This is a genomic window from Pseudoalteromonas ulvae UL12 (assembly GCF_014925405.1).
Taxonomy (GTDB): Bacteria; Pseudomonadota; Gammaproteobacteria; order Enterobacterales; family Alteromonadaceae; genus Pseudoalteromonas; species Pseudoalteromonas ulvae.
Window position 1 is genome coordinate 461381 of the sequence record NZ_AQHJ01000027.1, and the last position, 23236, is coordinate 484616.

At 41.9% G+C, this 23236-nt stretch carries 19 protein-coding genes and 3 rRNA genes; 9 read left to right on the top strand and 13 right to left on the bottom strand.

All coding sequences use genetic code 11. The features are described 5' to 3' along the window. Positions 1-37: 37 nt before the first annotated feature. Complete coding sequence (locus PULV_RS10205; RefSeq protein WP_086743952.1) at positions 38-664, top strand: LysE family translocator; 627 nt, start codon at positions 38-40, stop codon at positions 662-664. Positions 665-741: 77 nt separating this feature from the next. On the opposite strand, the gene PULV_RS10210 is transcribed toward PULV_RS10205, so the two are convergent. Then, complete coding sequence (locus PULV_RS10210) at positions 742-2553, bottom strand: DUF885 domain-containing protein (protein ID WP_193331638.1); 1812 nt, start codon at positions 2551-2553, stop codon at positions 742-744. A gap of 144 nt (positions 2554-2697) precedes the next feature. Here PULV_RS10210 and PULV_RS10215 point away from each other — a divergent pair, with 144 nt between their 5' ends. After that, positions 2698-3522, top strand: coding sequence for a mechanosensitive ion channel family protein (locus tag PULV_RS10215; protein WP_193331623.1), 825 nt, complete (start codon positions 2698-2700; stop codon positions 3520-3522). Positions 3523-3578: 56 nt separating this feature from the next. Here the strand turns inward: PULV_RS10215 and csrA are convergent, their stop codons facing one another. The 6 genes from csrA to PULV_RS10245 form a co-directional block, all read right to left on the bottom strand. After that, positions 3579-3767: a carbon storage regulator CsrA gene (gene csrA / locus PULV_RS10220; RefSeq protein ID WP_086743955.1), complete on the bottom strand. Its 189-nt coding sequence runs from the start codon at positions 3765-3767 to the stop codon at positions 3579-3581. A 95-nt stretch (positions 3768-3862) separates the two neighbouring features. Then, positions 3863-5077: an aspartate kinase gene (locus PULV_RS10225; RefSeq protein ID WP_193331624.1), complete on the bottom strand. Its 1215-nt coding sequence runs from the start codon at positions 5075-5077 to the stop codon at positions 3863-3865. Between the two features lie 6 nt (positions 5078-5083). Beyond that, complete coding sequence (gene alaS, locus PULV_RS10230) at positions 5084-7684, bottom strand: alanine--tRNA ligase (protein WP_193331639.1); 2601 nt, start codon at positions 7682-7684, stop codon at positions 5084-5086. A 10-nt stretch (positions 7685-7694) separates the two neighbouring features. Then, on the bottom strand, positions 7695-8159 hold the full coding sequence (locus PULV_RS10235; RefSeq protein WP_193331625.1) for a regulatory protein RecX: 465 nt from the start codon (positions 8157-8159) through the stop codon (positions 7695-7697). Then, positions 8159-8938, bottom strand: coding sequence for a hypothetical protein (locus tag PULV_RS10240; RefSeq protein ID WP_193331626.1), 780 nt, complete (start codon positions 8936-8938; stop codon positions 8159-8161). The genes PULV_RS10235 and PULV_RS10240 overlap by 1 nt, the downstream gene beginning before the upstream one ends. A 99-nt stretch (positions 8939-9037) precedes the next feature. Then, positions 9038-9649 (bottom strand): GTP cyclohydrolase II, encoded by a 612-nt coding sequence (locus PULV_RS10245; protein WP_086743960.1) that lies wholly within the window; start codon positions 9647-9649, stop codon positions 9038-9040. Between the two features lie 239 nt (positions 9650-9888). Between PULV_RS10245 and PULV_RS10250 the strand changes: the two genes are divergently transcribed. The 6 genes from PULV_RS10250 (at position 9889) to PULV_RS10275 (ending at position 13968) form a co-directional block, all read left to right on the top strand. Next, a complete protein-coding gene (locus PULV_RS10250; RefSeq protein ID WP_227009384.1) occupies positions 9889-10524 on the top strand; it encodes an energy transducer TonB in 636 nt (211 codons plus the stop codon). A 79-nt stretch (positions 10525-10603) separates the two neighbouring features. Next, on the top strand, positions 10604-11209 hold the full coding sequence (locus PULV_RS10255) for an RNA polymerase sigma factor (protein WP_227009385.1): 606 nt from the start codon (positions 10604-10606) through the stop codon (positions 11207-11209). Further along, a complete protein-coding gene (locus PULV_RS10260; protein ID WP_086743961.1) occupies positions 11199-11786 on the top strand; it encodes a hypothetical protein in 588 nt (195 codons plus the stop codon). The genes PULV_RS10255 and PULV_RS10260 overlap by 11 nt, the downstream gene beginning before the upstream one ends. A 60-nt stretch (positions 11787-11846) precedes the next feature. Continuing rightward, a complete protein-coding gene (locus PULV_RS10265) occupies positions 11847-12953 on the top strand; it encodes an energy transducer TonB (RefSeq protein WP_086743962.1) in 1107 nt (368 codons plus the stop codon). A 62-nt stretch (positions 12954-13015) separates the two neighbouring features. Next, complete coding sequence (locus PULV_RS10270; protein ID WP_193331627.1) at positions 13016-13441, top strand: rhodanese-like domain-containing protein; 426 nt, start codon at positions 13016-13018, stop codon at positions 13439-13441. 131 nt (positions 13442-13572) lie between these two features. Continuing rightward, on the top strand, positions 13573-13968 hold the full coding sequence (locus PULV_RS10275) for a hypothetical protein (protein ID WP_086743964.1): 396 nt from the start codon (positions 13573-13575) through the stop codon (positions 13966-13968). A gap of 44 nt (positions 13969-14012) precedes the next feature. Here PULV_RS10275 and PULV_RS10280 read toward each other — a convergent pair whose 3' ends face one another. From PULV_RS10280 to PULV_RS10290, 3 genes are all read right to left on the bottom strand, one after another. After that, positions 14013-14669, bottom strand: a complete 657-nt coding sequence (locus PULV_RS10280; protein WP_086743965.1) for a GntR family transcriptional regulator — start codon at positions 14667-14669, stop codon at positions 14013-14015. A gap of 137 nt (positions 14670-14806) precedes the next feature. Then, on the bottom strand, positions 14807-16285 hold the full coding sequence (locus PULV_RS10285) for an aldehyde dehydrogenase (NADP(+)) (RefSeq protein ID WP_193331628.1): 1479 nt from the start codon (positions 16283-16285) through the stop codon (positions 14807-14809). A 10-nt stretch (positions 16286-16295) separates the two neighbouring features. After that, positions 16296-17297 (bottom strand): 4-hydroxyproline epimerase, encoded by a 1002-nt coding sequence (locus tag PULV_RS10290; RefSeq protein WP_086743966.1) that lies wholly within the window; start codon positions 17295-17297, stop codon positions 16296-16298. A 713-nt stretch (positions 17298-18010) separates the two neighbouring features. Between PULV_RS10290 and PULV_RS10295 the strand changes: the two genes are divergently transcribed. Then, complete coding sequence (locus PULV_RS10295) at positions 18011-19258, top strand: NAD(P)/FAD-dependent oxidoreductase (protein ID WP_086743967.1); 1248 nt, start codon at positions 18011-18013, stop codon at positions 19256-19258. A gap of 80 nt (positions 19259-19338) precedes the next feature. On the opposite strand, the gene rrf (PULV_RS10300) is transcribed toward PULV_RS10295, so the two are convergent. The 3 genes from rrf (PULV_RS10300) to PULV_RS10310 all read right to left on the bottom strand — a co-directional run bounded on the left by rrf (PULV_RS10300) (position 19339) and on the right by PULV_RS10310 (position 22641). Continuing rightward, a 5S ribosomal RNA gene (rrf, locus tag PULV_RS10300) occupies positions 19339-19453 on the bottom strand. Between the two features lie 44 nt (positions 19454-19497). Beyond that, positions 19498-19612: ribosomal RNA gene (rrf, locus tag PULV_RS10305) — 5S ribosomal RNA — on the bottom strand. Between the two features lie 128 nt (positions 19613-19740). After that, positions 19741-22641, bottom strand: a 23S ribosomal RNA gene (locus PULV_RS10310). Between the last annotated feature and the right edge of the window lie 595 nt (positions 22642-23236).

Genomic DNA, 23236 nt, shown 5'->3' on the forward strand with positions numbered 1-23236 from the left:
CTAATATAATCTCCTTTTAAAAATTAACTCATCCAATATGCCAGAACTTACCTTGTTACTTTTATTCATTCCGACAAGTTTCTTAGTGTCTATTTCTCCGGGGATGTGCATGACATTAGCGATGACTTTGGGCATGAGCATCGGGCTAAAAAAAACGTTTTACATGATGTGGGGCGAATTAGCTGGGGTGGCCACTGTGGCTATCTGTGCAGTGATAGGTGTCGCGGCGCTCATGCTCAAGTATCCTGAAATTTTCAGTATTCTAAAGTGGCTCGGCGGCGCATATTTAATTTACGTTGGTCTACAAATGTGGCAAAGCAAAGGAAGTTTAGCACTGAGCTTATCTGCCGATGCATCTACCTCGTCGGTGAGCCGGAAAAACTTATTTGCAAAAGGTTATTTTACAGCCGTTTCAAACCCAAAGGGCTGGGCGTTTACAGCGTCTTTACTACCACCATTTATCAATCAAAGTCATGCACTTGCTCCGCAATTAAGTGCGCTCGTGATTATTTTATTGATCACTGAATTCATTTGCATGGTGATTTATGCTTCGGGTGGGCATGGTCTGCGCAAACTCCTGAGTAGTCAAGGCAATGTCGTGCTGCTCAATCGCCTATCGGCTTGCTTAATGATGGTTGTTGGCGTGTGGTTAGCATTAGGTTAAAAACCTGAACTCGCAGAGGTCGACTAAGATTAATTCACTCAACAACTCGCGTTGCTGAGTGAATTAATTCTGTACGATTAGATTTTTTGAGACGCAACCCAACGCTTAATTTTTGCCTCTAAAATCGGCATCGGCAAAGAGCCATCAATCAAGATTTGAGTATGAAACTGCTTGACGTCAAAAGCATCACCTAACTCATTAGCACTGTACTCTCTGAGCTCTCTAATTTTAAACTGTCCAAGTTTATAAGACAGGGCTTGACCAGGAATTGCGATATAACGCTCAACTTCAGAGATAATGTCACTTTCTGCCATTGAAGAGTTCGCTTTCATAAACTCTATGCCTTGCTCACGTGTCCAGCCTTTTGCATGAAGCCCAGTATCTAGCACTAAACGCATTGCACGCAACTGCTCATCAACGAGTCTTCCATACCATTGATAAGGGTCGGTAAACAAGCCCATTTCTTTACCTAAGCTTTCAGCATACAGCGCCCACCCTTCGGCAAAAACTGTGTAGCCACCGAACTTTCGAATTCTTGGCAATCCTTCGACTTCTTGTTGTAGAGCAATTTGAAAGTGATGGCCAGGCGCCGCTTCATGAATTGACAAGGTTTCTAAAATAAACTTGGGCTGCGCTTTTAGATTGTGAGTGTTGATGTAAAAAATGCCCGGACGAGAGCCATCTGGCGCTGGTGACTGATAGGAAGCGCCAGCTGCAGATTCTGCACGAAAATCTTCAACCGCTTGGACGACATAATCAGCTTTTGGCGCAATATCAAATAATAAAGGTACTTTTGCATCTATCTTCGCTTTGACTGCTTCATATGCAGCAATTACTTCCTGTGGTGAAGAAAAATAGAACTCTTCATTTTCTCGTAAATGAGTGAAAAATGCAGGTAAATCACCTTCAAAACCCACCTGCTCTTTGACTTTGATCATTTCGCTTAAAATGCGCTTCACTTCACTCATGCCGAGTGCATGGATTTCCTCTGCACTGAGTGTCAGCGTTGTATTTTCTTTGATTTTATATTCATACCAAGCTTTTCCACCCGGCAGATCACTATAACCAACTGTTTCACGAGCATTGGGGATGTATTCTTTTTCTAAAAACAGACTCATTTGACGATAAGCTGGAACCAGCGTGTCAGTAATAAGCGTGCGGTATCGTTGCTCAATATGTTGTTTTTCAGATGCTGTAAAGGTGTCTGGCATATTCGCTATCGACATCCAAAAGACAGATTGCGTCACATCATCAACAATATGCGACTGAAATTGTGGAAGTAACTTTACAGCTAGCACTGTGGGTAAAACAACTTGCTGCGCGATTCCTTCTCTCATCGAGGCTTCAACACTTTGTAACCACACAACAAAGCCTTCGGCACGTTTAACAAAGTCACTGTAATCTTCAACGGTATTAAATGGTTGCGCACTTTGACCTGAACCTAGCCCAGCAAAGGTATTATGTTCACCCGACATCTGGTCAATCGGGATTAAATGGCTTGGAAATTTTTCCGCTTCTTGTGCAAGTTTCAGATCTCGTTTAAATATCTGATAAGTGAGCAGCGCTTGCCCTGAAAGCTCGCTTTCATCAATCTGCGCCATCTTCGACAAATATTTTTGCGTAAACGCACTCATTTTTGCACGGTTTTGTGCGGTTAATGGCAAAGAGTATTGATCATTGTATTGGTATTGCCCAACAAATGTTCCCGATAACGGTTGAAAAGCCAATGACTCATCAAAATACCCTTCAACAATGTTTTCTAATTGCTGCGTCATCGTTTGTGAAACAACAACTGAGGGGGCCGAACTTTGATTTTTACTGGTATCAACGCAGCCAAATAATGCGCCGCTGATGGCAAGAGCTAGTAATGCTTTTTTATTCATTGTCATTTGCTTAAAGTAAGAGGAAGAAGGAGCCATAAAACCTCTGGCTATGTCTTAATTGCAGTGTATATTCTGGCAATACAAAACAAAACCCTGAAGCTATGATATAAAGAGATAAACCATGGCTTTAATTAAAAAAACAGACATTTTATGATTGAAAATGAAATTAAACAGCTCGAAAAAGTCTACGACATATTAACTGAATACCTTGTAACCTATAGCTTCCAACTTGTAGCCGCTTTATTTATTCTGCTCATTGGCTTGTGGGCCGCAAAAAAACTATCAAAAGTAGTCTTTAACGTTTTAGCCAAAAACAATGTTGATGTCACTTTAAACAATTTTATAAGCAATGTGGTTAAAGTGCTGCTTATTATCACGTTTGTGATCGTAGCGCTTGGTAAAATAGGCATAAGCGTCACCCCATTTGTTGCGGCTATTGGTGCAGCTTCTCTTGGTGCTGGTCTTGCTCTGCAAGGCATGCTTTCAAACTATGGAGCCGGACTTGCCATTATTGCAACCCGACCTTTTGTGGTAGGCGATACCATTTTTGTAAATGGAGTATTTGGTCAAGTGAGCGCCATAGAATTGGGCGTCACCATTTTAACAAATGAAGATCGCGTCGAAATCACCATCCCAAACAAGCACATTATGGGCGAGATCATTCATAATTCATTTGCTTACTCATTAGTCGAAGGAGCAATCGGCATCGCTTATCATGAAGATCCCGAACACGCTATTACGATAATCAAACAAACCTTAAAAGCGCTGCCTTCGTTATCATCAACACAAGAAAGCCAAATTGGTATTAATGAATTTGCCGACAGCAGTATTGTTATTGGCTATCGTTATTGGGTCGCCACTGAAAAACTCATTGCGACAAAAATGGAAGCGAATTTAGCTGTCTTTAACGCATTAAAGCACGCCAAAATAACCATTCCTTTCCCACAACGTGAAATCACGATAAAACAAGGGTAACAATTTTAGACAATAAAAAAGCCGCTAATTTAGCGGCTTTTCTTTGCGATACAAACTTATTCGTTGCCCATCGGGTTTGATTTTTCAGCTTGAATTCGCATGTAGATTTCTTCACGATGTACAGAGACATCTTTAGGTGCATTAACACCAATACGTACTTGGTTACCTTTAACACCTAGTACCGTTACTGTAACTTCGTCCCCTATCATAAGGGTTTCTCCAACGCGACGAGTCAGAATTAGCATTCTTTGCTCCTAATGTTCCAAAAGATTAAAAGATTCCGTGTCTTTCTATTTTAATGAATTATTACTACGAAAGTAAGTAAAAACTCTAAAACTGGTTATTTTTCAACAAAAAAAGCACTGTGGAGCGCTCTTACACCTAATTCTAGATACTTTTCTTCAATTAGCACTGATATTTTAATTTCCGAAGTTGAAATAAGCAAAGCAGCTATATTTTCATCCGCTAATGCTTGGAACAAGGTCCCAGCAACTCCAGCATGAGATTTCATCCCCACACCTACCGCAGAAATTTTTGCCACATTACAATTTCCAACAACACTGATTGCACCGATCTCTAATTGCACTAACCCGAGTAATTCGAGCCCTTGTTCATAATCATTCCGATGCACCGTAAAAGCATAGTCGATTTTTGCATCTTTTTGATTTATTTGTGCAATCATATCTACTTCGATTGCATATTCAGCAAAAAGTTGCAGTATTTTTGCTAAATTTGTCGGAATATTTGGCACTCCAACAATACTCAAAAGCGCTTCATCTTTAGTGTGAGCAATTCCCGACACGACTTTATCTGTCATTTTCGGCTCCTCATAAGTAATCAATGTGCCTTGATCGGGTGCAAATGTCGAAAGTACACGCAGTGGAATATTATATCGCCCAGCCGCTTCTACAGAACGAATTTGCAATACTTTGGCTCCCAAACTCGCCAGTTCAAGCATTTCTTCAAACGTGACCGTCTCCATACGCTTAGCATTGGGTTCAATACGAGGATCAGTAGTGTAAACACCGTTCACGTCCGTATAAATTTGGCATTCGTCTGCTTGAATGGCCCCAGCGACTTCCACCGCAGTAGTATCGGTCCCACCTCGACCTAATGTGGTAATATTGCCTTCGATATCACGACCTTGAAAGCCTGCAAGAATGACAATGCGGCCATGCTCGAGCTCATGATTAAGTCTTGAGCTATCGATATGCTGAATTCGTGCTTTACCAAATAAGTTATTTGTCGTGATCAATGCCTGATCAGCCAGAAGACTGATGGCTGAGTGACCTCGTTTGATGATAGCCATCGCGAGTAACGCAACAGAAACCTGCTCACCCGTAGTCACCAAAACATCTAACTCCCTGCTGCTCGGTCGCGGGTCTATTTGTTTTGCTAGGCTAATAAGGCGGTTGGTTTCACCTGACATAGCCGATAAAACCACCACTATTTGATGCCCTTGCTGTTTTGTTTTTACAACAAGGTCAGCAACAGCCTCAATGCGCTCTATCGAGCCCACTGAGGTACCGCCAAACTTTTGTACGATTAGAGACACTGAGTATTAAACGCGCTCAGCGATCCAAGCTGTTGCACTTTCAAGTGCAGTGCCTAGATGCTCTGGCTGTGAACCACCAGCTTGTGCCATATCTGGACGACCACCACCTTTACCACCAACTTGTTGCGCCATAAAGTTAACTAACTCACCGGCTTTGAGTTGTGAAGTCAGATCTTTCGTCACACCGACAATCAAACTCACTTTGCTATCATCAGCAACACCTAAAACAATAATGCCTGAGCCTAACTTCACTTTTAAGTCATCGACCATGCCGCGTAATGCTTTTGATTCAGTCCCTGCAACATTCGCGACAAGAACTTTGATACCATTTATATCTACGACAGAATCAAGTAAGTTAGCACCTGCTGCGCTGGCCAGCTTATCAGTTAATTGCGCCACTTCTTTTTCAAGACCTTTTGCACGGTCAACTAAACCCGATACTTTCTCAAGCGCATTATTCGCATCAGTCTTCACTAATGCCGCTATTTGATTAAGCACTTCAGCTTGGTGATTGATGTAATCCATTGCACCTTCGCCTGTGACAGCTTCAATACGACGAATTCCAGCAGCAATACCACTTTCCGAGACAATTTTAAATAAGCCAATGTCGCCTAAACGTTGTACGTGAGTACCACCACATAATTCAATGGAGAACTCACCAATGCTGACCACACGCACTTCATCATCATATTTTTCGCCAAACAGAGCCATAGCTCCTTGTTCTTTAGCTTCATCTATTTGCATTAATTGAGTGTGTAAATCGAGGTTACGGCGAATTTCGGTATTCACCATCGCTTCAATCGTGCTCACTTGTTCTTTCGATACCCCTTCAAAATGCGAGAAATCAAAACGCAGACGCTCAGATTCAACCAACGAGCCTTTTTGACTAACATGTTCACCTAACACTTGGCGAAGAGCTTCGTGCAATAAATGTGTTGCTGTGTGGTTTTTACGAATTGCATCGCGACGCACTTCATCAATGTGCGCATCAACACGATCGTTAATTGCGATACGACCTTGGATAATACCTGCATGCGCAAACGCGTTACTTAGCTTAGTCGTATTGGTAACAGTAAACTCGCCGCCCGCTACTTTTAATACGCCTTTGTCACCAGCTTGACCACCTGATTCTGCATAAAAAGGCGTCCGATCTAAAATAACAATGCCTTTTTGGCCATCGGCTAATTCACTGACCGCGTCACCATCAACAAATAACTCAACGACTGTTCCGCTAAAATGGTTATGCTCGTAACCTTTAAATTCTGTGTGTTTCTCTGATTTTAATTGCTCGTTATAATCAGTTCCAAATTTTCCTGCCTGCTGCGCCATTTTACGTTGTGCAGCCATGCATTCTTGGAATCCAGCTTCGTCAATCGTCATAAAACGTTCGCGAGCTACATCAGCAGTTAAATCTGCTGGAAATCCATAAGTATCATACAGTTTGAAAACAACATCCCCAGGAATCACATCGCCGCTTAAATCCTTCAGATTCTCTTCTAAAATAGCTAAACCGCGCTCTAGAGTCTTACCAAATTGCTCTTCTTCAATACGTAATACTTTTTCGATAATTTCACGCTGCTTATGCAATTCCGGATAGGCATCTCCCATCTGTTCGCCTAATGCAGATACCAATTTATGGAAGAAGTTATCAGTTGCACCTAGCTTATTCCCGTGGCGCACGGCACGACGAATGATACGACGAAGTACATAACCTCGCCCTTCATTTGAAGGCATTACCCCATCCGAAACTAAAAATGCACAAGAACGGATATGGTCGGCAATTACGCGTAATGATTTATCAGATAAATCTTGCGCATGAGTCACAGATGCTGCTGCGCTAATTAAATTTTGGAAAATATCGATTTCATAATTTGAATGCACGCCCTGCATAATGGCAGAAATACGCTCAAGACCCATCCCAGTATCAACAGACTGTTTTGGTAATGGCTCCATGGTGCCATCCGCATGACGGTTATATTGCATGAAAACGAGATTCCAAATTTCAATAAAACGGTCCCCATCTTCTTCTGGTGAACCTGGAGGTCCTCCCCAAATTTCTTCACCATGATCATAAAAGATTTCTGAACAAGGTCCACATGGCCCAGTGTCACCCATAGACCAGAAGTTATCTGCAGTATCAATACGAATAATGCGGTCTTCTGGTAAACCTATGTGTTTATTCCAAAGATCAAATGCTTCATCATCAGTGTGATAAACCGTAACTAACAATTTCTCTTTAGGTAGCTGAAGAGTTTCGGTTAAAAACTGCCAAGCAAACTTAATCGCATCTTCTTTGAAGTAATCACCAAAACTAAAGTTACCCAACATTTCAAAGAAAGTATGATGACGGGCCGTGTATCCCACATTTTCTAGGTCATTATGCTTACCACCAGCACGAACACAGCGCTGCGAGCTTGTAGCTCGGGTGTAAGGACGTTGATCTGCACCTAAAAATACATCTTTAAATTGCACCATCCCGGCATTGGTAAATAATAAAGTCGGGTCATTACCCGGTACCAACGAACTAGAGGTGATGGCTTGGTGCTGTTTTGACGAAAAAAAGTCTAAAAAAGCTTGGCGGATTTGTGCGGTAGTCATGTGCGGCATGCGGTTATTCTCACTCGTCTGACGGCTCTGCGTGCATTGCAAATTCAATTTGTTCATGATTAAAACCTCGATAACTCAAGTAGCGAAATATTTTCGCTTTTTCTTTGAATTCAAGGTTTCCAGTAATTCCAGAAAACTTCCTATTATATGCTGCTTGGGCTTGTTGATACCAGTCAATTTCCATCTCATCGATCAGGGTTTCAAGTAAGGTTCGCTCAATTCCTTTACCCGCAGCTTCGGCCTGGATACGCTTCAATCCATGAAGCTTTGCCAGATGGCGTCTGATAAAACTTTCACAATATCGTTTCTCATCTATAAATGAATGCTGTTCACACCAATCAAGAAGAGTATCAATAAAGTCAGCCGTTGCGCCTTTTTGTTTTAGCTTGAACGTTAAATCTCGTCGTGAGTATTCTTGACGAGATAACAGCCAGAGCACGTAATTCTTTAATTTTTGCTTTTCGTGATCATCCATCAAGCGTCAAATCGCCCAGTGCTACTGGTCTCAGAGTTTTGCTCAGTTTCAGAGACAATTTTGCTCATAAACATCGCTTGAAACGACACAAAAAAAGCAATATAACTAATGGGCATTATCAACAGTAAAGGAATGAAAGATAAAGGTAAACTAACAATAATCAATACACTAAAAATTCCACCAAACACACTCACTGCAGCCATATTATGCCAAAATACACTCAAACTGACTTTAAACACACTGAACAACGTCAAGGTTGGTTGATAAAAAGCCAGCGGTACCGAATAAGCAAAACACATGAGATAAAACGATAATGCACTCACAAACAAAATAACATTGGCAGCACTAATATTTTCAACCATGTACTGCGCCGCTAAATCTGGTTGGCCAGCATATTGCTCCATCACTGCAATGGCATCTTTAAATAGCCAACTTGCCAATAACATCAACGCCATTCCTGCGCCTATTTGATATAAACCAAGTCGAAATAACCCTAATCTGCGACCGGCTAAGCTAAATGGAGAAAAAATATCTGCAACAGCAATTTTTTTACCTTGCTGGCGCATTAAAATAGCCTGATAAAACCCAGCAGTTAAAAAAGGAGTCGCAAGACCTGCTGCAATTTGCAAAACAGGAAAAAACAATGCTATCAGACCTAAGCTTCCCATGACTGCCTGCATCAAAATGAACGTTCCGGGCTGTAATTTAAATATTTGCCAAGCGGCTTTATACCAAGCGACACCAGCTTGGGCTTTGTAAATTCGTTGCTCTATGGCCATTTAGTCATCTTTTTAGTTAATAAATAAAATCAAAACGCACCAATTAAAGGTGCGCTTTTAAATATAGTGATCAGTAATCTAGCCTAATCGACTCTTATGCTACTTTTTTGTCTTACTTAAATCCAGCATATGTGAGCCATGTTTCACTTTCGTTTCCAAATAAGCTTCATTGCCATCTTTTACATGCGCATGCGTAGCGACCAGCCCTTCAACAGTAATGCCGGCATCAGTCAGCGCTTTTAACTTACGAGGATTGTTGGTCATTAAAGTGACCTTTGCCAATCCCATCGCGTTGAGCATTAACACGGCATCAGAGAAATCTCTTAAATCATCCTCAAAACCTAAGTGATTATTTGCTTCATAGGTATTCATGCCTTGAGATTGCAACACATAGGCATCTATTTTGTTGTACAAACCTATACCTCTGCCCTCTTGGCGCAAGTACAATAGGATCCCCCCTTGCTGATGCATTTTATCAATACATTCATTCAATTGTTCGCCACAATCACACCGTGAAGAATGAAAAACATCACCAGTTAAACACTCTGAATGCATGCGTATTAGAGGAGTCGTCTGTTTTTTATCTGCTTGGTTAAACACTAAGGCTACATGCTCAACACCATCTTTAAGACCAGAAAATGACAGGATTTCAGCAGGGATAGTGCTGTTTTTACCAACTTTCAGCTGGACTCTTGCTCGTACTTCAGCCACAACGCTTCCAAATTAAAATATATGATATTGTGATAATATAACAAAAAGCTCAATTCAGCGCCAAGGGCTACTCAGCGGCTTTTATATATACTTGATGTGTTGATTGTAATATATGGGGATTATTAAGTCATAAAGCAAGTCTCAAATACTGTAAAATAACAGTGATAAAAATCTTTTCTTTTTTCACCCCTTTTTCAAACCTGCTGCGTTTTACTATTAAGCAACAAAGGAGAAAAAAGATGAACAACACACTACCAGCACCACACATTCAAACAATCAGTAAAGTAGCTCTATTTACAGCTGTAGGGTTAGTAATGACATTTTGCGCATTTGCATTGATGCAATACCTTATTGCACCACAAGGCCAATATATTCCGACCAGTATCCCTGACTTTGATATAGAGATCGCCGAGGAAAAAAAGATTACACCGCCAAATATAATAAAGCGATTACCTCCACCACCGGTAATAAATAAAATCCCTCCCAAGCCGATGATCCCGTCAGAGACATCACAGACTGATATCGTGCCAATCCCCACTGTGACGCTTACAGCCCAACAGCCAAGTAATAGTACACTCTTTGCGCCAATATTGGATAATCAGGCGAGTCCTGTCGTTAGAATGGCACCAAAATACCCTATTCAAGCTGCACGTGAAGGTATCGAAGGATGGGTGAAATTAAGCTTTTCAATTTCAAAAACAGGCAGTGTTATCAATGCAAGTGTTTTAGATGCTCAACCAAAAAGAGTATTTGATGCGGCGGCCATCAAAGCACTCAAAAAATGGAAATATAAAACCAAAGTTGACAATGGACAAGCAATCGAGCAACACGGTTTGACTATTCAACTTGATTTTAAAATCGATAAAAGCCATTAATACGCTGGGGCAGTTGATCTCTCTAAATCTTGTTAAAGATAGCAATCACACAAGATCAACAGCCCCAAGGAAAACAGAGGTGAAACCTCTGTTTATTGCTGTAAATACGAGGAGTTATTTATTGATATTACTCAATCTTAAAAACTGGTTATCCAAACCTTTTGATCCTGAGAGTTTGATGATGCGCTTTTGTCAAACTGGTTCTCAAACAGATCTTAGTCGCCTTTTTAACTACTATGGCCAAGATCTTTACCATTACCTTGTATCATTGAGTAACCCTGAAATCGCAGAAGACGTTAGTCAAAAAACATGGTTAAAAGTCATCGAAAAAAAGCACCTGTATCGAGAGCAGGCATCTTTAAAAGCGTGGTTATTTACCATTGCGGCTAATACATTACGCGACGAAGTACGCCAGTCATCCCGTCATATAAGCACTGAAACAGCACAATTTGACACACTTTTGACCACCTGTAGTGAACCTCATGAAAGCATACTTGAACGTTACAATGAGGCATTAATGCAGCTTCCGTTTAAACAAAGAGAGAGCTTTATTCTGCAACAAGAAGGGTTTTCTTTAGCGCAAATTGCTGAGATTACTTCTGATCCTCAGGAGACAATAAAAACTCGCTTACGTTACGCTAAACAACATCTTAAATTTAAACTAGGAGACGACCATGAAGCATGAAGAACAATTTGAACACCAACTAAAACAGCTTCATCAGGCGAGAAAAGAGACCATTCACATACCTCTAAAACAAAAAGCATCGATTTTGTCGCTACTCACAGGTCGAAAACGCACTCCATGGTATATGCAAACCCAAGTCGCTCTGGGTATCGCGGCTGTTGCTGTATTATTTCACCTCGCTTATCAGAGGCACGCACAACCATCTGTTTTAACTAAATATTATGATGCCAGCTTGTATGCCCAAATAGAGGTCCATGATTACACTAATGAGCAGTATTCCAAAATGATTAATCGAGCACATCAACAGGCACAAACAGAACGCGATGATGCCTTGGCCAATTTAATAGATAAAGAGCTACTCACAGGCCGGTTAATGGCCCGTGATGAGGGTTGGTATATCGAGTCTTGCGATAAAACCCGCTTAGTTGAGCTAAAAGCCGATTTAATCCAGCAGTTAAATCTCACACACAATATTGATTTATCAATCGAGGTTGGAGATGCATTACAGATTGAAAATAATTCACAGGGTCAAATCATTGCACTACTAAAACCGATAGAAGCCCCCTCTTGCGGCTAAGGCTCGACAACTCTGGAATTATATTTTACTCTAGCGGTTCATTTATTTAGGGACAGAAAAATGAAATTGAACACATATTGTTTAGTCGCCCTCGCGCTATCGCTAGCCTCTACTACAACATTAGCCAATAATGACAGCACGACAGAGCAGTTCAAGCAAGCCTATAAAAACTATCAACAAGCCGTTACAAATAATCAGATAGACAATAAAATTAAATATGCCGAGCAGGCATACTTAATTGGTCAACAATTATATGGTGAGCAAGCACTGAACACTGCCAATCTCGCGCTAAATTATGCGCTCTCTCTGCCTGAGGCAAAAAGCCAAATCAGTAATAAACCATTACTAGAACAAAAATATGCACTATATAAGACTATCTTATCTATCTATTCCAATCATTACGAAGAGGAGGCAATCGAGCTAGTTGATGTCTATTTTGGCCTTGCAAAGTCAACTTCCTCAGCCTCAGAATCTGATGATTATTTTGAGCATGGACTTACTCTTTTACCTAAAAAATCAAAATTATTAGCCGATAGCTACTCCGAAGCTTCAATGCATTTATTCAATCATCATCAGTTTGAAAAATACAAAGTAGCGCGTAAATATGCTTATGAAGCGGATGAACTGTATCGCGAACTTTTACCCGAAAACTCGTTTGAACGTGCTAAATCAAATTATCTCATCGGCATGATTGCTCAAGGGATGCGAAAAAAGAATGAAGCGATTAAACGCTTTAATGAAGTGGTTGACGTATTTGATAAACACCTTGATTTTGATCATCCATTTGAACTTGCCGCTCATTCACGTTTGATTGACCTATATGAAGATCAAGGTAAAAGTGAAGAAGCCACCAAACACTGTATTGCGATTGCAAAAATGGTGCCTTGGAAAGATGAATTAGAGCAAACGCCATTACATAGAACCAATCCTGACTACCCTATTTCAATGGTTAAAAGGGGTAAAGATGGATTTGCACAGCTCGAATTTGATATCACCCCTGCAGGGTTTGTTGACAACATTCGTGTGCTTGATAAATCAAATGAAGCATTTGCAAAAGAAAGTATAAAGGCATTAAAAAAATGGCGTTATGCGCCTAAATTTGAAAACGGCCAAGCAATAACAGCCACCGCCCAAGTACAAATAGATTTCCAGCTAAGCAGAGGATAAAACTTGTATCCGCTAAAGAGTGTCGTACTATACTCTGAGTACTCACTCTTTAGGTTTATAAAATGAAATTTATTGTTAGCACTTTACTCTTCTGCTCTGTATTGCTTACTTCCTCACTTTGCTATGCTGATATCACTCCTCTGATTACACAAGAGCAATTTCTTAAATCACAACAAAGCTCTAATAAACAAAGCTCTAATATAAGTATTATTGATGTACGCTCAGTTGAAGAGTTCAATGATGGACACATTCCTGGAGCAATCAATATTCCACATAACCAAATTCAAGATCACCTTGAGTTATTATTAACATTACAAAGGCAACCAGTCGTTGTTTATTGCCGTTCAGGTAGAAGAGCCGCCATTGCCGAAAAAGCAATGGCAGAGCTAGGCTTAAAAGACGTACATCATCTAGAAGGGGATTGGTTAAGCTGGCAAGAAAAGAGCTTACCCGTGAGCACTAAGCACGAAAGAATCACTACTAAATGATTAAACCAATCTAATTAATTGCGTGATTTATCATCACAATAGTGGCAATTGTTGCAAAATACTCTTGATCTGGTTCGCTAAAACTCTCCTCTACGACTAAACTTTAAACAGTTTGCGTGGAGGGATTCTCAGTGTTAAGTAAACCAGTGTATGAAAGTTTACCTTATGTCTATTTAGCTGTTGGTTACGGGTTAATTACCTACCAACCCTCATTTTTTGCGTCTATTTCAGGCTGTTTATTCTTTGTTTCGGGGGCACTTGTGTGGTCTTTGCGATCTCACTTTCGTAGAAGTGATGCTAAGATGACTCGTCACGATAATGAGAATAATAAAGCCATTCAATGGTATGAATTAAAACCTTTTTTATTATTTTTAGTCGCGATTATGGTTATGACATGGGTTGATGGAAAAATCGTGATGCTTTTAGCTGTGGTACTTATGCTGATTGCCAGCTGGATTATGTTTTTAAGGGTCAACAACCGCTATACTAACTCTCGACCTCACTCTAGCAAACACTTCCATAAATAAAAAATAACCCATTACCAGACACGAGTCTGCTAATGGGCTGTCGATTAATCTTGTTTTCGTAATAACGCTTTGATTTCTTCTTTTGCACCTAAAATATGCTCTTTTAGGACAGAAACAGCACTTTGAATGTCTTTTTCTTTACAAAAGTTAATTAACTGTCGATGCTCTGGTCCGGCTTTTTCAATTCCTCCGGCAAGTAAGAAATGCAGTCGAATATAACGGCTGGCATTTTGATTAAGCATACTGATAATATCGAGCGTTTGCGGACGTTCGCTGCCTTTATACAAACAAGTATGAAAATTAGTATTAAGATCAGACCAAAGATTAGCACTGTCATCATGGGTCAATGCTTCATCGAGTTCTTTTAAGATGGTTTCCGCTTCTTCGAAATCAGCATCTGTTAAATTTGGAATGGATGCCGCAAGTACATCCGCTTCAAGCATTGCTCGTAATTCAAATAATTCATCGACATGAGAAGCATCAAGCTTAGTAACAATTGCACCTTTATGGGCTTGGAATTTAACTAACCCTTCAGCTTCTAATTGAAGTAATGCCTCTCTGACTGGAATTCGGCTTACATCAAGTTCTTCAGCTAAAGCGGCTTGTCGAAGCGGTTGACCTGCTTTGACTTCACCTTTGAGGATCTTCTCTCTAATTGCGTCAACAACAAATTCTGTACGTGTTTTATATGTCAGCGCCATATTCATTCTTTTTTATCGTAAATAATCTCCCTAGTTTAACTAGTTGAGCAAAAAAGACCAGAGGCAAAAAGAATCATTTATTACCTCCAACAAAAAAGCAGCGAATAATCGCTGCTTTGATTTGAATAGTAAAATGGTTACATTTGGTTTTGGTAGCAAATCGGCCTTAAAAAGCGCTCTATTGCGTAACTTCCAACAGAGGTACTGCGCACATCAGTAGAGCAAGGAAATGGCCCGCCATGCATCATGGCATCACACACTTCTACGCCTGTTGGCATCTGATTGAAAATCAACCGCCCCACTTTGAACGAGAGTGCTTCTATTAACGTTTGATTTTCAGCAATCACTTGCGCACTGCCATGAACTGATGCGGTTAACTGCCCTTCTAATTGCTCAACTATTTGCGCTACTTGAGATAAGTTTTTGTACGTCACCATCAAGGATGCAGGCCCAAATACTTCACTATGTAGATCAGTATTTGCTAAAAACTCTTCTGCAGTCGCTGAGAACAAAAATGTCGTTGCTTTTTTATCTTCACAAAGTCCTTTAGCTACAACCTCAGAGTGTTTGGCTAATCGATCGCATCCTTGTGCATACGCAGTAAGAATACCCGGTGTCAGCATTGTCTGTGCTGTGCTTTGTTCAATTAATGGTAGTAATTCTTGTTTAAATGCAGCGGCCTCTGCTTCATTAACGAGCCAAAACCCAGGGTTGGTACAAAACTGCCCCGCTCCCATAGTCATTGAAGTTACAAATTCTTGGGCGAGTTTCTGTGGGTCTTGTGTAATCAGCTCAGGTAAAATGACTTGCGGGTTAATTGCTCCCAACTCACCATAAAATGGAATGGGCTCTTTACGTGTCTTTATACTGTCAAGTAACGCCATACCAACACGATAAGAGCCTGTAAAACCAACCGCTTTTATTGCCGGATGCTTTACAAGTCCATGACTAATATCGTAAGCCTTACACTGAAGTAAACTAAATACCCCTTTTGGCATCTCACAAATACGTATCGCTTTTTCGATCGCTTTAGCTACGATTTCACTCGTACCGGGGTGAGCGACATGCGCTTTAAACACTACAGGGCAACCTGCAGCTAATGCTGATGCTGTATCACCGCCAGCAGTGCTAAAAGCGAGTGGAAAATTACTAGCACCAAATACAGCCACAGGTCCCAATGGTAATTGAGCCATTTTTAGATCCGCTCTAGGAAGAGGTGCACGCTCAGGTAAAGCACTGTCATGGGCGACAAGAGTCGACTTCTTGGTTAAATTTCCCGCAAATAACTTCAATTGATTAACAGTTCGAGCCAGCTCCCCTTGAATTCTAGCGTTGGGTAGCCCAGTTTCTAAGGTTGTTCGATCTAATAATAACGGCTCAATAAGAGTCATTTGATTGGCTATTTCATTTAAGAAATCAGCGCGTTGTAATGCCGTCGTTTGACGGTAAATAACAAACGCCTCTTTAGCCAATTGGCAGGCTTGATCAAGTTGATCATTGGTACAGTTGATAAATTGTGGTTGCATTAGTGCATGATCAATTGCATTAACCGCGTAAAAACCAGCTTCTGCTTGACCTTGCCATTCTCCATTAATAAAGCTTAATCCTGATAACATAATCGCTCCTTTAAACGAGTTGAAAACCAAATGCATAGGGATCGGCATCATCAACGATAATTTGATTATGCCCCGTTACACGTGCCCAACCCTGTATTGAAGGCATGATGGCAGTGACCCCTGATATTTCGGTGATTGATTCTATTCGGCCTACAAATTGGCTACCAATAATGCTCTCGTGCACAAATGTATCGCCCTGTTTTAATAAACCTTTTGCATGTAATTGAGCCATTCGCGCTGATGTTCCTGTCCCACAAGGAGAGCGATCAATTGCTTTATCTCCGTAAAAAACAGCATTTGCAGCATGAGATCCAGCATGTTGTGGCTCACCAGTCCAAAGTACATGAGATAAACCAGATACTTTTTCATCAAGGAGATGTTTACAGTCAACCGATTGGCTGGCTATTTCTCTTATAAGTGGACTGAACTTTAATATTTTATCTGGAGACCATTTATCTAAGCCGGGATAATTTTTTTGCGGTTCAACAATTGCGTAAAAATTACCGCCATAGGCTATATCAATAGTGAGTGAACCAAGTTCCGGTATGTCGATAACAATATCTTTGTATGCTAAATAAGAAGCGATGTTGTAAATCTTAACCCAATCGACTTTATTACCAGTTTGTTGATATTCTACATTTAACTGCCCTGCTGGCACGTCAATAACCAATCGACCCGGTGTTTTAGCTGTTAAAAGCCCAGCTTCCAGAGCTGCCGTAATAGTTCCAATGGTGCCATGCCCACACATAGGCAAGCAGCCTGATGTTTCTATGAACAAAATTGCGGCATCAGCATTGGCTGAGCACGGAGGGTATAAAAATGCTCCTGACATCATGTCATGTCCACGTGGCTCAAACATCAAGGACTGACGGATCCAATCAAACTCATCAATAAAATGAAGTCTTTTCTCACCCATAGTCTCGCCACGCAGAAGCGGATGACCCGATGTCACTAATCGAACAGGATTGCCACAAGTATGTGCATCAATACAAGAAAATGTACCTTTTATCATAAATCTTCCGTTTGTTATTGTTAGCCTCTAGCTCTATTAAATAATAAGGCTAAGGGCTGTTGATCTTTCGTGGTTAAATTTTGTTCGAGATAAAAGCGTTTTTATCGCCCCGAGTAGTGTGTAGCCTAGTCATTCTAAGCAAATACTACTCAACAAAGAGAGATACGCTTTTAGCCGAACCCTTCGGGCAGCGTTTGTTGGGTATTTCTACTGCGTTATCGCTTTTTCGTGTAGCTCGCTACACCACAAAAGCGCTGCCTTGTGTAAATACCCAACAATTCGCTGCAAAAATCATCACGAAAAATCAACAGCCCCTAACTTTGTTAGAGAATAAATCATGAAATTAATTGAGTTTTGATAAGTCGATATGTGTCTCTAATACTTCATAGTAAAACGCTCTATGTATGCTCAATCCAAAAAATTGGCTTATAAACACTTGTACAGAATCTTTCATTACTTGATGTTTCGCTTTCAGACTAAGCGAAGCATAATCATTGCGCACACTATAATTTCATGTACATCATCAGCTCCCACATAGACACATTGTTTACAAAGTCGCTCAAGCTAGCTTTTATAATTGAGCTGAGTTAAAGCGGCTGTATAAACACCAGATAAATTAAGAGATATTAAAATCTCCAAAAGGTAATGAATAGATTTGTATTAAATACAAAGTACGGTATATTGTATGCAATATCAACTTATTTTTAAAACAAATGAAACAAATTAACGCGGCTCAAGAGACTATAGCTGTCATAGGTGCAGGCATTGTGGGTGTGACTACAGCTTTAAAACTACAAAAGGAAGGGTATAAAGTAACGCTCATTGATGAAAAAGGTATAGCTGAAGGCTGCTCAAAAGGCAATGCAGGACATTTTGCGACAGAGCAAGTCTTCCCATTAGCGCAAAAAGGATTATTGCCACATATACCGGCCATGCTTATAAATCCACTTGGACCATTTAAAATTGATATTCGTTACTTACCTAAGGCCATACCTTGGTTTGTCCGATTTTTAATTAATATGAAGAAAGACCGATTTGATAGAAACAAACATGCTTTAAAATCCTTAACAGAGCTTGCTCTTCAATCTTGGAAGACACAACTGTCAGATGCCAACTTAACCAATAAAATAACATTGAATGGCAGTCTCTTAACTTTCTCAGGGTCAAAATTAACAGCCGAAAAGGTATTAAAAGAATATGTAAGTGAAGGAGTAAGTGCTGAGCTACTTAATCGAGAACAGCTCGATATATTAGAGCCAGGCATAGATAAAACAATAAATTATGCCATTTTATTCCCAGAGGTTGGCCATAGCATAGATCCATACAATCTCGTTCATGACCTGTTCAAGGCCTACCAAGCTTATGGCGGTGAATATATTGAAACTAGCATCATAAATATTAATCAGTTCGATAACCATGTCACTATCACCAGTAAAACTGCTAATTATGAGTATGAAAAAATCGTAATTTGTGCAGGTGCATACAGTAAAAATCTGTGTGCCTATGTTGGCCTCAATGTTCCATTAGAAGCAGAGCGCGGCTATCACTTAATGGTAAAAAGCAAATCAATGCCTAAAAGACCTATCGCATCATTTGATAAAAAATTAATTCTTACACCTATGACATCAGGTTTACGTTTGGCTGGTACCGTCGAATTTGCAGGAGTCAAAAAAAGCATGAATATTGAAAGGGCTAAAGTGTTATTTCCTTTAGGAAAGTCTATTTGGCCTGATATTTATGAACAAAGCGACAGCAATCATTGGATGGGCTGTAGACCAAGCTTACCAGATTCTCTCCCTGTAATTAGCCAATCTCTCTCGACACCCAGAGTATATTATAACTTTGGCCATCAGCATTTAGGGTTAACATTAGCTACCATTAGTGCTGAATTAATTACCTCGATCATTAAAAAAGAGTCGAATAAAATAGATGTTACACCTTTTAGAATCGATAGATTCTGATTCGGGAGAATGTCAAAAGACTAATTTAATCTTCTTAAACGAAAAAAGCCTCAACATATGTTGAGGCTTATATAATTTGGTCCTGGCGATGTCCTACTCTCACATGGGTAATCCCACACTACCATCGGCGCTGTTTCGTTTCACTACTGAGTTCGGAATGGGATCAGGTGGGTCCAAAACGCTATTGTCACCAAGAAAATCTTTTAAATATTCTTGTTATTTTAATTTATAAATTAGGAGCCTGGCGATGTCCTACTCTCACATGGGTAATCCCACACTACCATCGGCGCTGTTTCGTTTCACTACTGAGTTCGGAATGGGATCAGGTGGGTCCAAAACGCTATTGTCACCAAGCAAAATTTTCTCGTCTTACCGCTCTCGCCGTAAAACTAAATTGGAAGGCTGATTAAAAGTGTCTACTTCAGTTCTATCTAACTTCTTGCTTATCTATCAGTGCTTCATACAAACCACTTTGGCGTTGTATGGTTAAGCCTCACGGGTAATTAGTATAGGTTAGCTTAACGCCTCACAGCGCTTCCACACCCTACCTATCAACGTTGTAGTCTCCAACGGCCCTTTAGTGGAGTTAAACTCCAAGTGAGAACTCATCTCGAGGCTCGCTTCGCGCTTAGATGCTTTCAGCGCTTATCGATTCCGAACGTAGCTACCGGGCAATGCGATTGGCATCACAACCCGAACACCAGCGGTTCGTCCACTCCGGTCCTCTCGTACTAGGAGCAGCCCCTCTCAATTCTCAAACGCCCACGGCAGATAGGGACCGAACTGTCTCACGACGTTCTAAACCCAGCTCGCGTACCACTTTAAATGGCGAACAGCCATACCCTTGGGACCGACTTCAGCCCCAGGATGTGATGAGCCGACATCGAGGTGCCAAACACCGCCGTCGATATGAACTCTTGGGCGGTATCAGCCTGTTATCCCCGGAGTACCTTTTATCCGTTGAGCGATGGCCCTTCCATTCAGAACCACCGGATCACTATGACCTACTTTCGTACCTGCTCGACTTGTCCGTCTCGCAGTTAAGCTTGCTTCTACCATTACACTAACCGTACGATGTCCGACCGTACTTAGCAAACCTTCGTGCTCCTCCGTTACTCTTTGGGAGGAGACCGCCCCAGTCAAACTACCCACCAGGCACTGTCCGCAATCCCGATTAGGGACCTACGTTAGAACATCAAAACTACAAGGGTGGTATTTCAAGGACGACTCCACAACAACTAGCGTCGCTGCTTCAAAGTCTCCCACCTATCCTACACATGTAGGTTCAATGTTCAGTGCCAAGCTGTAGTAAAGGTTCACGGGGTCTTTCCGTCTAGCCGCGGGTACACAGCATCTTCACTGCGATTTCAATTTCACTGAGTCTCGGGTGGAGACAGCGTGGCCATGGTTACACCATTCGTGCAGGTCGGAACTTACCCGACAAGGAATTTCGCTACCTTAGGACCGTTATAGTTACGGCCGCCGTTTACCGGGGCTTCGATCAAGAGCTTCTCCGAAGATAACCCCATCAATTAACCTTCCGGCACCGGGCAGGTGTCACACCGTATACGTCATCTTTCGATTTTGCACAGTGCTGTGTTTTTAATAAACAGTCCCAGCCACCTGGTTACTGTGACTGCCAACAGCTTAAGGAGCAAGTCCTATCACCGTCAGCAGCGTACCTTCTCCCGAAGTTACGGTACTATTTTGCCTAGTTCCTTCACCCGAGTTCTCTCAAGCGCCTTAGTATTCTCTACCTGACCACCTGTGTCGGTTTGGGGTACGATTCAGCATGAACTGAAGCTTAGAGGATTTTCCTGGAAGTATGGCATCAACAACTTCATCACCGTAGTGACTCGTCTCGTATCTCAGTCTTAAGAACCCGGATTTGCCTAAGTTCTCAACCTACTTACTTTCACATGGACAACCAACGCCATGCTTGCCTAGCCTGCTCCGTCTCCCCATCGCATTCATGCCGAGTACGGGAATATTAACCCGTTTCCCATCGACTACGCGTTTCCGCCTCGCCTTAGGGGTCGACTCACCCTACCCTGATTAACATGGGATAGGAACCCTTGGTCTTCCGGCGTGCGGGTTTTTCACCCGCATTATCGTTACTCATGTCAGCATTCGCACTTCTGATACCTCCAGCAAACCTCCCGGTTCACCTTCAACGGCTTACAGAACGCTCCCCTACCCCGCATACATAAGTACGCAGCCGCAGCTTCGGTGGTATGTTTAGCCCCGTTACATCTTCCGCGCAGACCGACTCGACCAGTGAGCTATTACGCTTTCTTTAAAGGATGGCTGCTTCTAAGCCAACCTCCTGGCTGTCTGGGCCTTTCCACATCGTTTCCCACTTAACATACACTTTGGGACCTTAGCTGGCGGTCTGGGTTGTTTCCCTCTTCACGACGGACGTTAGCACCCGCCGTGTGTCTCCCGGATATTACTTTACGGTATTCGGAGTTTGCAAAGGGTTGGTAAGTCGGGATGACCCCCTAGCCTTAACAGTGCTCTACCCCCGTAAGTATTCGTCCGAGGCTCTACCTAAATAGATTTCGGGGAGAACCAGCTATCTCCCGGTTTGATTAGCCTTTCACTCCTAGCCACAAGTCATCCCCTAACTTTTCAACGTTAGTGGGTTCGGTCCTCCAGTTGATGTTACTCAACCTTCAACCTGCCCATGGCTAGATCACCGGGTTTCGGGTCTATACCTTGCAACTATACGCCCAGTTAAGACTCGGTTTCCCTACGGCTCCCCTAATTGGTTAACCTCGCTACAAAATATAAGTCGCTGACCCATTATACAAAAGGTACGCAGTCACACCACGAAGGTGCTCCTACTGCTTGTACGTACACGGTTTCAGGTTCTATTTCACTCCCCTCACAGGGGTTCTTTTCGCCTTTCCCTCACGGTACTGGTTCACTATCGGTCAGTTGGGAGTATTTAGCCTTAGAGGATGGTCCCCCTATATTCAGTCAAGATAACACGTGTCCCGACCTACTCGATTTCACTTACTATAGATTTTCATGTACGGGGCTATCACCCTGTGTCGCTGCCCTTTCCAGAGCATTCCACTAATCACTAATAAGCTTAAGGGCTGTTCCGGTTTCGCTCGCCGCTACTTCCGGAATCTCGGTTGATTTCTTTTCCTACGGGTACTTAGATGTTTCAGTTCTCCGCGTTCGCCTCGTTAACCTATGTATTCAGTTAACGATACCTGTAAACAGGTGGGTTTCCCCATTCGGAAATCTTAGTCTCAAGTGTTTCCGTCTAGCCGCGGGTACACAGCATCTTCACTGCGATTTCAATTTCACTGAGTCTCGGGTGGAGACAGCGTGGCCATGGTTACACCATTCGTGCAGGTCGGAACTTACCCGACAAGGAATTTCGCTACCTTAGGACCGTTATAGTTACGGCCGCCGTTTACCGGGGCTTCGATCAAGAGCTTCTCCGAAGATAACCCCATCAATTAACCTTCCGGCACCGGGCAGGTGTCACACCGTATACGTCATCTTTCGATTTTGCACAGTGCTGTGTTTTTAATAAACAGTCCCAGCCACCTGGTTACTGTGACTGCCAACAGCTTAAGGAGCAAGTCCTATCACCGTCAGCAGCGTACCTTCTCCCGAAGTTACGGTACTATTTTGCCTAGTTCCTTCACCCGAGTTCTCTCAAGCGCCTTAGTATTCTCTACCTGACCACCTGTGTCGGTTTGGGGTACGATTCAGCATGAACTGAAGCTTAGAGGATTTTCCTGGAAGTATGGCATCAACAACTTCATCACCGTAGTGACTCGTCTCGTATCTCAGTCTTAAGAACCCGGATTTGCCTAAGTTCTCAACCTACTTACTTTCACATGGACAACCAACGCCATGCTTGCCTAGCCTGCTCCGTCTCCCCATCGCATTCATGCCGAGTACGGGAATATTAACCCGTTTCCCATCGACTACGCGTTTCCGCCTCGCCTTAGG

What these genes read in the sequence shown, in the direction of transcription:
- PULV_RS10205 (WP_086743952.1), top strand. Translation starts at nt 38, where the DNA reads ATGCCAGAACTTACCTTGTTACTTTTATTCATTCCGACAAGTTTCTTA.
- PULV_RS10210 (WP_193331638.1), bottom strand. Translation starts at nt 2,553, where the DNA reads ATGACAATGAATAAAAAAGCATTACTAGCTCTTGCCATCAGCGGCGCA.
- PULV_RS10215 (WP_193331623.1), top strand. Translation starts at nt 2,698, where the DNA reads ATGATTGAAAATGAAATTAAACAGCTCGAAAAAGTCTACGACATATTA.
- csrA (WP_086743955.1), bottom strand. Translation starts at nt 3,767, where the DNA reads ATGCTAATTCTGACTCGTCGCGTTGGAGAAACCCTTATGATAGGGGAC.
- alaS (WP_193331639.1), bottom strand. Translation starts at nt 7,684, where the DNA reads ATGCCGCACATGACTACCGCACAAATCCGCCAAGCTTTTTTAGACTTT.
- PULV_RS10235 (WP_193331625.1), bottom strand. Translation starts at nt 8,159, where the DNA reads ATGGATGATCACGAAAAGCAAAAATTAAAGAATTACGTGCTCTGGCTG.
- PULV_RS10240 (WP_193331626.1), bottom strand. Translation starts at nt 8,938, where the DNA reads ATGGCCATAGAGCAACGAATTTACAAAGCCCAAGCTGGTGTCGCTTGG.
- PULV_RS10250 (WP_227009384.1), top strand. Translation starts at nt 9,889, where the DNA reads ATGAACAACACACTACCAGCACCACACATTCAAACAATCAGTAAAGTA.
- PULV_RS10260 (WP_086743961.1), top strand. Translation starts at nt 11,199, where the DNA reads ATGAAGCATGAAGAACAATTTGAACACCAACTAAAACAGCTTCATCAG.
- PULV_RS10265 (WP_086743962.1), top strand. Translation starts at nt 11,847, where the DNA reads ATGAAATTGAACACATATTGTTTAGTCGCCCTCGCGCTATCGCTAGCC.
- PULV_RS10270 (WP_193331627.1), top strand. Translation starts at nt 13,016, where the DNA reads ATGAAATTTATTGTTAGCACTTTACTCTTCTGCTCTGTATTGCTTACT.
- PULV_RS10280 (WP_086743965.1), bottom strand. Translation starts at nt 14,669, where the DNA reads ATGGCGCTGACATATAAAACACGTACAGAATTTGTTGTTGACGCAATT.
- PULV_RS10285 (WP_193331628.1), bottom strand. Translation starts at nt 16,285, where the DNA reads ATGTTATCAGGATTAAGCTTTATTAATGGAGAATGGCAAGGTCAAGCA.
- PULV_RS10290 (WP_086743966.1), bottom strand. Translation starts at nt 17,297, where the DNA reads ATGATAAAAGGTACATTTTCTTGTATTGATGCACATACTTGTGGCAAT.
- PULV_RS10295 (WP_086743967.1), top strand. Translation starts at nt 18,011, where the DNA reads ATGAAACAAATTAACGCGGCTCAAGAGACTATAGCTGTCATAGGTGCA.